This window comes from Arthrobacter sp. YA7-1, assembly GCF_025960325.1.
Taxonomy (GTDB): Bacteria; Actinomycetota; Actinomycetes; order Actinomycetales; family Micrococcaceae; genus Arthrobacter; species Arthrobacter bambusae_A.
This window is the reverse complement of the sequence record NZ_CP110114.1, coordinates 898,746-910,346: the sequence shown is the minus strand read 5'-3', so window position 1 is coordinate 910,346 and position 11,601 is coordinate 898,746. Positions and strand designations below refer to the sequence as shown.

9 protein-coding genes and 1 tRNA gene are annotated in these 11,601 nt (G+C 65.7%); 7 read left to right on the top strand and 3 right to left on the bottom strand.

Features of this window, described 5'->3' with window-relative positions; all coding sequences use genetic code 11:
* Positions 1–2: 2 nt before the first annotated feature.
* On the bottom strand, positions 3–764 hold the full coding sequence (locus tag OIT41_RS04320; protein WP_241708179.1) for a DUF998 domain-containing protein: 762 nt from the start codon (positions 762–764) through the stop codon (positions 3–5).
* Positions 765–905: 141 nt separating this feature from the next.
* On the opposite strand from OIT41_RS04320, the gene OIT41_RS04315 reads away from it, so the two are divergent.
* The 5 genes from OIT41_RS04315 (at position 906) to OIT41_RS04295 (ending at position 6,222) form a co-directional block, all read left to right on the top strand.
* Positions 906–978 (top strand) — tRNA-Arg (locus tag OIT41_RS04315).
* A 1-nt stretch (position 979) separates the two neighbouring features.
* On the top strand, positions 980–1,435 hold the full coding sequence (locus OIT41_RS04310; RefSeq protein ID WP_308196780.1) for a DUF6314 family protein: 456 nt from the start codon (positions 980–982) through the stop codon (positions 1,433–1,435).
* On the top strand, positions 1,432–1,848 hold the full coding sequence (locus OIT41_RS04305) for an NUDIX hydrolase (RefSeq protein WP_241708178.1): 417 nt from the start codon (positions 1,432–1,434) through the stop codon (positions 1,846–1,848). Before OIT41_RS04310 ends, OIT41_RS04305 begins: the two co-directional genes overlap by 4 nt.
* Positions 1,849–1,936: 88 nt before the next feature.
* A complete protein-coding gene (locus OIT41_RS04300) occupies positions 1,937–5,293 on the top strand; it encodes a response regulator (RefSeq protein WP_241708177.1) in 3,357 nt (1,118 codons plus the stop codon).
* The gene (locus OIT41_RS04295; RefSeq protein ID WP_241708176.1) at positions 5,290–6,222 is read left to right on the top strand and encodes a diguanylate cyclase; all 933 of its coding nucleotides are present in this window, start codon (positions 5,290–5,292) and stop codon (positions 6,220–6,222) included. Before OIT41_RS04300 ends, OIT41_RS04295 begins: the two co-directional genes overlap by 4 nt.
* A gap of 27 nt (positions 6,223–6,249) precedes the next feature.
* Here OIT41_RS04295 and OIT41_RS04290 read toward each other — a convergent pair whose 3' ends face one another.
* Positions 6,250–8,163: an ABC transporter ATP-binding protein gene (locus OIT41_RS04290; protein WP_241708175.1), complete on the bottom strand. Its 1,914-nt coding sequence runs from the start codon at positions 8,161–8,163 to the stop codon at positions 6,250–6,252.
* Positions 8,160–9,830 carry an ABC-F family ATP-binding cassette domain-containing protein gene (locus OIT41_RS04285; protein ID WP_241708174.1) on the bottom strand — a complete coding sequence of 557 codons (1,671 nt, stop codon included), beginning with the start codon at positions 9,828–9,830 and terminating at the stop codon, positions 8,160–8,162. The genes OIT41_RS04290 and OIT41_RS04285 overlap by 4 nt, the downstream gene beginning before the upstream one ends.
* Before the next feature lie 256 nt (positions 9,831–10,086).
* On the opposite strand from OIT41_RS04285, the gene OIT41_RS04280 reads away from it, so the two are divergent.
* Both OIT41_RS04280 and OIT41_RS04275 read left to right on the top strand, forming a co-directional pair.
* Positions 10,087–10,812: a hypothetical protein gene (locus OIT41_RS04280; protein ID WP_078106258.1), complete on the top strand. Its 726-nt coding sequence runs from the start codon at positions 10,087–10,089 to the stop codon at positions 10,810–10,812.
* A complete protein-coding gene (locus OIT41_RS04275; protein WP_241708173.1) occupies positions 10,809–11,516 on the top strand; it encodes a hypothetical protein in 708 nt (235 codons plus the stop codon). Before OIT41_RS04280 ends, OIT41_RS04275 begins: the two co-directional genes overlap by 4 nt.
* Positions 11,517–11,601 lie beyond the last annotated feature (85 nt).

The following is an 11,601-nucleotide window of genomic DNA, read 5'->3' as shown; positions in this document are numbered from 1 at the left end:
ACTCAGCGTTTTGCAAGCCGCGCCGTTCGCCGTACGTCCCGGACCCTTTGCGCCACCACCAGCCCTGCGGCGGAAAATCCGATCGTGACCGGATAGCCCATCAGGCGTTCCAAGGTTCCGGGTTCGGGGACATCCATCCGCGTCAGCCCACCGACCACGAGGGCGCCCAGGGTCAGCGTTCCGCATACCAGGATGAACCAGCTCATGGGAGTATGCGGCAGCCAGAGCACTCCGAGGAGCACCAGGGCGAATGCACCTCCGATGAAGAACATGAGGGCGCCCACGAAGTGGAAGGGAGACCCCAGGTCCTCCGGCACAAAACCAACAACCACGGTCCCCAGCCCGGAGATCCCCGTCAAGACACGGACCGCGACGGCGGTGGGCCACGCTTTGCGGTAGCCGGCGCCTTGCAGGATCCGCACGCCGGGACGGGCCGCGATGCACAGGAGCGCGGAACTAAGCAGCAACGCCCCGAAGAGCAACGCCAGGCCCTGCACCACGAAGGAGGCATTCATGAGCAAGTGAAGGGGCGAACAGACGTCGCGGTGTTCGTAGATCCCGCATTTGAGCGCGCCAAGATCGCTGATGAAACCGGTCCGGCGATCGTAGGGCTCGGGGCCGCGCCAGGCTTCTATCACCGCCGATTCGGCCACGAAATACTGCACCACGCTCAAATGGGCCCAGCCTCCGATGTTGGAGCGGATGGTCCCCAGGTCCGGGAGGTGGTCGCCGGATGCGGCCGGCACCGTCATCTGCTCTCTCATGCGGGCCAGCCTAGCCTCAGCCCGCCCCTCTGCCGCGCCGCCCCTGTTGCCCGCGGCGGTGTTCGGGGGGCGCCCCGGCAGCTTGTATGCTTGTATGCGTGCCCGGCCAGCGGCTCCCCGGAGCTTCCAGCACGTGCACAGGCCCTCGTAGCTCAGTGGATAGAGCACGGCTCTCCTAAAGCCGGTGTCGTTGGTTCGATTCCAATCGAGGGCACTTGAAAGACCAGCTGCGCGAATCGTCTCCGACGCAAGACCTGCGGGCCTACCTGCTGGGCAGCTGGACCGTGGAACGGTCCCTGTGGGACCGCGCGAGCGGCGCCCGAGGCACGTTCACCGGCGTCGTGCGCTATTCAGGAACCCCCGACGGCGGCCTCGCCCTTCGCGAAGACGGCACCATGACCTGGGCCACCCACACGGGTCCGGCCTTCCGCGAATACCTCCTGCGGCCCGGCGACTCCCCCGCCGCCATGGACGTCTATTTCCCGGACGGGAAGCCCTTCCACCGCATGAGCTTCCGAGACCACGCCAACGAGGACAGCCACTGGTGCGATCCCGATGACTACAAGGTCAATTACCTCTGGGGCGGACTGGACGCTTTCAGCTACGCCTGGGACGTCCAGGGACCGGCCAAGGACTTGCTGCTGGAATCCCGGCTAAGGAGAGAGCAATGACCCGCAACCGCCCAGCAAAGGACCTGATTGTGGTCAGCGCGGTCTGCGTCTACGACGACGCCGGACGGCTGCTGACGGTGCGCAAGCGCGGCACGGACAAGTTCATGCACCCGGGAGGCAAGCCCGAACCAGGTGAAACAGCGGCGGAGGCGGCATCCCGCGAGCTGGCCGAGGAAGTCGGAATCGACGTCGATCCGGCCGGGCTGGAGCCCTTGGGGAGCTGGCTCGCTGCCGCTGCGAACGAGGCCGCCACCGACATCGAAGCCACCGTCTTCACGGCACCGGGAACGTGGGAAGCCCATCCTTCGGCCGAGATCGCAGAGATCCGCTGGTTGGATCTCTCTGCCGAACTTCCGGACGATTTGGCTCCCCTCCTGACCGACCACGTGCTGCCCTTGCTCGCCCAAAGATGAAGAACCAGTAGAGCTTTCAGGCGACTGGTGGCAAAGTTTGGTTTAACCTAATACAGCCCCGCATTGTCAGATCCAGCTGGGGGATCGCATGCAATATCTTGATGAGCGCCGCGACGCTCCGGCCATCGGCATGAGCGGCTACGGGTTGCGAAAGCCCACCCTGCTGTGGGCGGTCATTGCCGCCGGTGCCGCAGTTGCCGTCCTGGCGATGGTTCTCGGAATCAACCACGGGACGTCCGCGGCCCAGTCCGCCGGGGATCTCGCCATCCTGGCGGCGGTGCTGCTCGCCACGGTCAGTTGCGCCCGCGCGGCCCGACGCAAAGACGAAAGCTCCCGCGCATGGTGGGTCATGGCGCTGGCCACGCTGATCTGGACCATCGGTCAATCAATCTGGACCTTCTACGGGCTGACGCTTGACCACAACTATCCCTACCCATCCGCAGCAGATGCCGCATTCGTCGGCTATTCGATCCCGGCCGCGATCGGCCTCTACTTGTTCCCGCGTCCCAGGGTTTCCCGTGTTGCTTTCCTGCGCGGACTCCTTGATGCGGCAGTGATCGCCTCCGCGGTGCTGTTCATCAGCTGGGCCACCGTCCTCGGTTCCATGTACAAGGCCGAGGGGCCGGACCCCCTCGTCCACCTCACCGGCCTTGCCTATCCCGTTGCCGATATCGTGATGGTTTCCCTTGTCCTCATGCTCACCATGCGGACGGCACCCGGCGAGCGCCTCAGGTGGGCCTGCCTGGGTGGCGGCCTCCTGGTCCTGGCGATCACTGACAGCACCTACGTGGACCAGACTTCCGACGGAGTCACTGGGCTCACCGGAACACCCTTGGCAGCAGGGTGGATCGCGGCGTTCCTGCTGATAGCCGTTGCCCCTTTGGTCCCTTACGCCCCGCGTCCCAGGACGGACCGGCGCCTTTACACCCTGGCCCTGGAACTCCTCCCCTATGTCCCCGTTTTCGGTGCCGTCATGGTGGCGCCCATACGCGTCGGGCGCCCCGGCGACCCCTTCCTCCAGACCGTAGGACTTACCGTGCTGGCCCTCGCCGTCACGCGCCAGATCCTCATGATCCTGGAGAACATCAACCTGACCCGGGATCTCGAATCGAAGGTTGCCCAGCGGACGGCGGAGCTTGAAGGCCTCGGCGCGATCGTCAACTCCTCGGCGGACGCCATCGTGGGAAAGACCCTTGACGGTGTCATCACCAGCTGGAACCCCGGCGCGGAACGGATCTACGGGTACAGCGCCGCAGAGGCAATAGGCAGGAATGTTTCCTTCGTCATTCCGGATGAGCTTCAGGATGAGGAGAACCAGCTCATGGCGGCCATCAGGGCCGGCGGCGAAACCCACAGCTACGAAACAACACGGCTCCGCATCGACGGTTCCCCCGTTCCGGTCTCGATCACCATGTCCCCGATCCGCGGCACCGGCGGCATCCGCGGAGTCGCCACGATCGCCCAGGACATCACCGAACGAAGGATCGCCCAGGCCGAGTTGGTGACTGCCAGGGAAGCCGCCGAGGAAGCCAGCCGCTTGAAGTCGGAGTTCCTCGCGACGATGAGCCATGAGATCCGCACGCCGATGAATGGCGTGATCGGGTTGACCGGCTTATTGCTGGACACCCCCTTGGAAGAAGCCCAGCGCCAATATGCCGAGGGCGTCAAGGGGGCGGGCGAAGCCCTGCTCACCCTGATCAATGACATTCTGGACTTCTCGAAACTCGAAGCCGGCAAGGTCGATCTTGACCCTGTGCCCTTCAATCCACGCACCTTGGTGGAGGAACTCGCGGTCCTCCTTGCCGAGCCCGCACAAGCCAAAGGCCTTGAGCTGATTGCCTACTGCCGCCCGGAGGTTCCGGCGATGCTGGTGGGCGACGTCGGCCGCATCCGGCAGATCCTGCTCAACCTGGCCTCAAACGCCGTGAAGTTCACCCCCTCGGGGGAAGTCGTCATCAGCGTGAAGGTCGTGGAGCAGGAATCCACGAACGTGCGGGTGCGCTTCGAAGTCCGGGACACCGGGATCGGGATCGAGGCGGCAGACCATCTCAGGCTCTTCGAGTCGTTCTCGCAGGCCGACGCCTCCACCACCCGGCGATACGGTGGAACCGGCCTGGGGCTGGCGATCTCACGGAGGCTCACCGAAGTGATGGACGGCGAGATCGGGGTCGACAGTTCCTTGGGCAACGGAAGCACCTTCTGGGCCACCCTTCCCTTGGCGGTGAGCGGGCCCGCCGCAGTTCCGCCGTCGGTCTCGCCCGAGCAGCTCACGGGACTGCGGGTCCTGGTGGTGGACGACAACTCGACCAACAGGCTGGTGCTCACAGCGCAATTGGCGGGCTGGCGGATGAATCCTGAGGCTGTCGGCGACGCCCAACAGGGCCTGGACCGCTGCCGTGAAGAAGCCGCCGCCGGACGTCGCTTCGACATTGCGGTGCTGGACATGTGCATGCCGGACATGAACGGCTTGGAACTGGCCCACAAGCTGAGCACCGACGTCGCGCTGGAATCGACGCGGATCATCATGCTGACGTCCACCATGAATGTGGACAAAGCCGAACTTGTGGCCGCCGGGGTCCGGGAATGGCTGACGAAACCCGTCCGCAGCTCCGAATTCTACGACCGGCTCATGCGTCTTGTAGCGGCCCGCCCACTCGCGGCTCCCGCGGTTTCTCCGGCGATCCCTGTAACCATCAGCCAGCCTTCGCACGGCCTGATTCTGGTCGTCGAGGACAACGAGGTCAACCAGCTCGTGGCCCGCAGCATGGTTGCGAAGCTCGGGTACGAGGCCGACGTCGTTGCCGACGGCAGCCAAGCAGTCGCCGCCACCGCGGCCAAGGAGTATGCCGCAGTCCTGATGGATTGCCATATGCCCGTCATGGACGGATTCGAGGCCACCAAGGCTATCCGGGCACGCAACGATGGCCGCAGGCGGCTCCCCGTCATTGCCATGACCGCAGGGGCCCTGGATGAGGATCGTGAGCGCTGCCTCGCGGCCGGCATGGACGACTATCTGACCAAACCGGTGGACGTGGACACCTTGGACCAGGTTCTCTCGCGATGGATCCCGGAAAGTTCCGAGGAAGATGCCGGACCTGCCCTCGACCCCGCAAGGCTGGAAACGTTGCGTGACCTCGGCCCGGCAGACGGATTGGGGTTGCTGCCCGCCGCGGCCCAGGCCTTCAGGCAAGACATTCAACCGAGCCTGCAAGCACTCCGCCAGGCTTTGGACAACGGAAGCGGACAAGCTTTCAGACAGGTGGTCCACAAATTGAAAGGCGCCGCAGCCAACATCGGAGCCGCCCGCGCCGCCCGGATGTGCGAGGAATTGGAACGCAGCTCATCAAGCGGCAAGCCTGTCGATCCGGCGCTCATAGCCGGCCTTGAGGCCGAACTTGCCCTCGTTGACAAAGCCTTGGACCACGCCCTGTCGGTGGCCTCGTGAAGGTCCTGGTGGCGGACGACGACTTCGGTTCGCGCCTCGTGGCGAAGGCCGCGGTGGAGCAGTCCGGCCATGAATGCATCGTGGCAGCGGATGGCAGCTCCGCCTGGGAACTGTACCGGCAACACCGGCCGCAAGTCGTCGTGACTGACCTGATGATGCCCGGGCTCAACGGACTGGAGCTCTGCCGCGCCATCCGGAGCGCGGAAGAAGACTCCTACACCTATCTTGTCCTTGTCACGTCGAAGGATGCCCGCGAGGACGTCGTCGCGGGCATGCACGCCGGTGCTGATGATTACGTGGCCAAGCCGCTTGACCCGTTCGCTTTGCACACCCGGCTGCTGGTGGCGCAACGGGTGACTTCGCTGCACACGGACCTTGCCCGCTACCGTGCCGCGCTCGCGGAGCAAGCGCGGACCGATCCCCTGACGAAGCTCCATAACCGGCTGAAGCTCTCGGAGGACCTGGAACGGCTGCATGACAGAAGCGCCCGCTACGGGACGGACTACAGCCTGGCGATCTGCGACGTGGACAATTTCAAGAGATACAACGATCTCTATGGCCACCAGGCCGGCGACCTCGCCTTGCAGTCGGTAGCGGCCTCCCTTGCCGCCCAAGGGCGCGAAAGCGATGGAATCTACCGGTTCGGCGGGGAGGAATTCCTCTTCCTGCTGCCCGGCCAGACGGCATCCGGCGCAGAGGCAAGGCTCGCCCGCGCACTGGAGGCAGTGCGGGACCTGGGGATTGCCCACTCAGGAAACCCTTCGGGCACCCTCACCTTGAGCGCCGGTCTCTCGGCCTTCGTGCCCGACCACCGGGTCAGCAGCGAACGGCTCCTCAAGGAAGCCGATATGGCCTTGTACACCGCCAAGTCCGCCGGCCGGAACCGCGTGGAGGTCGCGCCCGAAGTCCGTCAACACACCAGGAGCTGACTCTAAGGGCCGGCGCCGGCGCCGCGCCTAAAGCTCCGGAACAGCTTCCTGGGCCACGGCCGTCGCCTCGGCGAACTGCGTGTTGTACAGCTCTGCGTATCGGCCGTCCCCGGCGAGGAGCTCTGCATGCGAGCCGCGCTCGATGATCGATCCGTCCTCCACGACGAGGATGACGTCGGCCGCCCGGATGGTGGAGAGCCGGTGGGCGATCACGACGGCGGTGCGTCCCTCAAGTGCCTCGCCCAAAGCCGCTTGGACGGCCGCTTCACTGGTGGAGTCCAGGGCTGCTGTGGCTTCGTCCAGAATGACGACCTTCGGTTGGGCGATGAGGAGCCGGGCAATGGTGAGCCGCTGGCGTTCCCCGCCGGAAAGCCGGTAACCGCGCTCCCCCACCACGGTCTCCAGGCCGTCCGGCAAGGAGCGGACCATGGCTTCGAGCCGGGCGCGCCGGAGCACGTCCCACATTTCCTCGTCCGTCGCTCCCGGCCGGGCCAGGCGCAAGTTGGAGGCGATGCTTTCGTGGAACAGGTGGCCGTCCTGGGTGACCATGCCCAGGGTCGCCCTGAGGGAATCGAACGTTACGTCCCGGATGTCCAGGCCGGTACCCCACCCGTGCCCGCCCAGGCGCACGGCGCCGGAGTCGACGTCGTACAGGCGGGACAGCAGTTGCGCCACGGTGGACTTGCCCGCGCCGGAGGACCCCACGAGCGCCACGGTCTGCCCGGGCTCCACGCGGAAGCTGATACCGTGCAGGACCTCCTCGCCGCCGCGCGTGTCGAGCGTCGCCACTTCCTCGAGGGAGGCGAGGGAAACCTTTTCCGCGGACGGGTAGCCGAAGCGGACGTCGTCGAACTCCACCGCGACAGGTCCCGAAGGCACCGCGACGGCGTCGGGCTTCTCCTGGATGAGCGGCTTGAGGTCCAGGATCTCGAAGACCCGCTCGAAGCTGACCAACGCGCTCATCACCTCGACGTGGGCGCTCGACAGCGCGGTGAGCGGCGCATAGAGCCGGGTGAGCAGCAGCGCCAGCACGACGACGTCGCCCGCGGCCAGCTGCCCGCTCAGCGCAAGCCAACCGCCCAGTCCATAAACGAGTGCGAGGGCAAGTGCGGAAACGAGGGTCAGCGCGGTGATGAACGTGAACTGCAACATGGCGGTGCGGACGCCGATGTCCCGCACGCGGCCGGCCCGCAGGGCGAACTCGGCGGATTCTTCGTCCGGGCGGCCGAAGAGTTTGACGAGCGTGGCTCCTGGTGCGGAGAAACGCTCCGTCATCTGGGTTCCCATGGCCGCGTTGTGGGACGCGGCCTCACGGCGGAGGTCGGCCAGCTTGGAGCCCATGCGGCGTGCGGGGATCAGGAAGATGGGGAGCAGCACCATCGCCAGGACGGTGACCAGCCAGGAGGTGTTGAGCATGACCACGAGTGTCAGGATCAAGGACACGACGTTGCTGACCACCCCGGAGAGCGTGCCCGCGAAGGCCGACTGGGCTCCGATGACGTCGTTGTTGAGCCGGCTGACGAGGGCGCCGGTCCGGGTCCGTGTGAAGAAAGCGATGGGCATGCGCTGCACGTGGTCGAACACCTGCGTCCGGAGATCAACGATCACGCCTTCGCCGATCACGGAAGACAGCCACCGGGTCAGCAGTCCCACTCCGGCGTCGGCGACGGCCACGGCAGCGATGAGCGCGGCCAGCCCGATCACGACGTCCACGCCTGCTTTGGCGATGAGCGCATTCACCACCTTGCCGGCCAGCACCGGAGTGGCAACCGCAAGGAATGCGCCGGCGATGGAGGCCAGGACGAAGGCAATCAGCTTGTTGCGGTACGGTTTCGCGAAAGCGAGCACGCGCTTGATGGTTTCCCGCGAAAACGGCTGGGAGCCGCTCTTGGCGCGGGTGATGTTGTAGAGCGAGCGCCAGGCGACGCCATCCATGCTCATGGCTTGTGATTCCCCATTCCGGAAGTGTGGTGCAGTTCGGTCACGGTGCCGTTGTCAAGGTGCCAGCGGGAATCGAGCCGGACGTTTTCGAGCAGGCGGCGGTCGTGCGTGACCAGCAGGAGCGCGCCGTCGTAGCCGTCGAGGGCTTCCTCAAGCTGCTCGATCGCCGGCAGGTCGAGGTGGTTGGTGGGTTCGTCCAGGACCAGCAGGTTGACGCCGCGGGCCTGCAGCAGCGCGAGCGCCGCGCGGGTGCGTTCGCCCGGGGACAAGGAATCCACGGTCCGGGAAGTGTGGTCCGCCTTGAGGCCGAACTTGGCCAGGAGGGTGCGGACATCCGCCGAGTTCCATTCGATCAGGACGGACTCGACGGCGTCTGCCAGGGTGAGGTGCCCCGCCAGCAGTCCACGGGCTTGGTCGATCTCGCCGATCGCCACGGACGCACCCATGGAAGCGTCTCCGGCGTCGGGCTCCTGGAGTCCCAGCAGCAGCCGCAGGAGGGTGGATTTTCCTGCTCCGTTGGGTCCGGTGATGCCAATTCGTTCGCCGGCGTTGAGCTGGAGATTGACCGGTCCGAGCGTGAAATCGCCCTGGTGGGCCACGACGTCGCGCAAGGTCGCCACGACGGAACTGGAGCGCGGAGCCTGGCCGATGCTGAACTGCAGCTGCCATTCCTTGCGCGGCTCTTCCACCTCGTCGAGCCGGGCGATGCGCGACTCCATCTGCCGGACTTTCTGTGCCTGCTTTTCCGACGACTCGACGCTCGCCGCCCTGCGGATCTTGTCGTTGTCCGGGCTCTTCTTCATGGCGTTGCGGACACCCTGCGAGCTCCACTCGCGCTGCGTCCGGGCCCGGGATACGAGATCAGCCTTGGTGTTGGCGAATTCCTCGTAGCGTTCCCGGGCGTGCCGCTTTGCCACAGCCCGCTCTTCGAGGAAGGAATCGTAGCCGCCGTCGTAGACCGCCACGCTGCTCTGGGCCAGGTCCAGCTCCAGCACCTTGGTGATGCAGCGCGCCAGGAACTCACGGTCGTGCGAGACGAGCACCGCGCCGCCGCGAAGGCCCTGGACGAACGATTCAAGCCGGGCGAGTCCGTCGAGGTCCAGGTCATTGGTGGGTTCGTCGAGGAGCACGACGTCGAAGCGGCTCAGCAGGAGCGCGGCGAGGGCAACGCGGGCGGCCTGCCCTCCGGAAAGGCCGGTCATGAGCGCGTCCGGACCCGATTCGAGGCCAAGCTCCGCCAACACCGCGGGAATCCGGTCCTCCAGGTCCGCGGCACCCGATGCCATCCAGCGGTCGAAAGCCAAGGAGTATGCGTCGTCGGCGTCAGGGGTCCCGGCCGCGAGTCCCTCGGCGCCGGCTTCCATCTCGGCCGTTGCTTGGGCGCAACCAGTGCGGCGGGCAATGTAGGCCGCGACGGTTTCGCCGGGGGTGCGTTCGTGTTCCTGGGGCAGCCAGCCGACAAAGGCGTCGCTGGGAGCGAGGCTGACCGTGCCCTCCTGGGGGCGGTCGGCTCCCGCAAGGATCCGCAGCAGGGTGGATTTCCCGGCGCCGTTGGCGCCGACGACACCCACGACATCTCCTGGCGCGACTGTGAGGGAGAGCTTCGAGAACAAGGTGCGGTGACCGTGGCCGCCGGAAAGCTCTTTGGCGACAAGCGTTGCAGTCATTGGTCTATCCTCTCACTGCTCCGCTCCTGAGCGGAAAGACCGGCCACGTGGGGCAACCGTTTGAAAACCCTGCCGTGCGAAAAAGCCCGGGGCATGGAAGAACCCGCCGGTCCGTACTTGGGGGGTGTGCGGACCAGCGGGTTCGAGAATCAAGCATAATTCAATGTGCGCTCATCGTAAAATCGACCTCACGCGAGCTGGCAGGAGCCGCCTGCCGGATGCCGCACGCCGGTCCTCGCCTATCAGAAAGTGGTTAATGTCCCTCCCTTCCAAGGCGTTCCAGCGCTGGCTGCACGGTATCGCCCCGGACACCAGCACGGCTGATGTGTGCCGCTTTTCGGGAGTGAAACGCACGACGTTGGCCCAGCAATTGGTCCGCGGCAAGGTGGCCGAGAGTTCGCTCGTGAGCATCAGCCGGGCCTTCGACATGAATCCCTTCGACGCGTTGGCGCAATTCGAGGCCTACGCGGCGCTTCGCGGGACCCCGGTTCCCCCTACTGACGCGGAACTCGTCAGCCAGGTCTCCACCATGGACCTGCTGCGGGCAGTCGTGGAGCGCTCCGGCCCCCGGGACGGCGTCGCGTCTTTGGTCTTGGCAGAGACTCCGCACGCGAGTTCGGTCAGGAACTGGGTGGACGCGATTGACGACGGCGAGCTGCGCCACCGCGTGAGCGAGGCCAGCGGGATTGCGCCGCAGAACTTCTCCGCGCACCTGACGGCCAACAGGCTGCCCCCTGAACTGGCCTTGGCAACGTCGCGAGCCGCCGGCGTCGGACCGGCCGGAGGCCTCGTGGCCAGCGGCCTCGTCACCGAGGCCGAGGCAGGATGGCCCCCCGGGGCGCGGCGCGCCGCCCTGGACAGGATGACCGAGGGCGAACTGGCACTGTTGGCCGGAGAGCGCCTGCAGGCGCTGGGCAAGGCCCTGCGCCGCCATGAACACGAGCTCGACCACAACAACAGAATCTGGGAAAACTTGGGATGATCACCGTATTGGCGTGGGCCACGCTCCTCGTTTGCGTCACCTTGACGGCCATTCGCATTCCGAGCGCCGTGCGGGGTGAAAACCGGATGATGTTCGTCCTGTTCGCCCTGATTTCCCTCGACATCCTCCTCAGCATCGAGGGTCCGTACATGCTGTTTGACGGATGGCTGGGCAACTTCAACCTCTGCAACCTGCTGCTCCGGTTCCTGCTCTACGGAACGTTCCTGCTGATGGGCATCAAGGTTGCCCGGGCGTTTGGCTCACCCGGCGGTGAACGTGCCATCCGCGGGCCGATCGGTTTGGCCGTCTTGGGTGGTACCGCGGTCCTGACTGCCGCCTTCTTCTTCTCGACGGACACCTCGGGCTCCAGCGTGGGCCTGGACGCGCTGACGTGGGGGCCGTCACTCGAGGTCTACGCGGCTTTGGGACGGTTTTACCCGGGCTACGTCGCCGTATGCCTTCTCCCGGGCATGTGGCGGTCCGTTCGAAACCCGGGTCCCGTCCTGCTCCGCGCCGCGTCTGCGACCCTGCTCCTGGGCCTCGGATTGCTCATCGTTTCCCAAGTGTTTCCGCTCATCCCGCTTTCGAACACGTGGCTGCGCCCGCTCATCAATTACTCGGCCGCTTTGGCGGCTGCGCTTGGCTTGGGAGGTATCTGGTTGTCCAAGACCGTTGCCAGCCGGACTCGCCGCGCGGTAACGTAAAAAACATACCGCGTAACCTCTTTCATAAATCCATTATATCGTGGCATAATTATGAATGTGTGAAGGCGACGCAGCCTGACCTTTG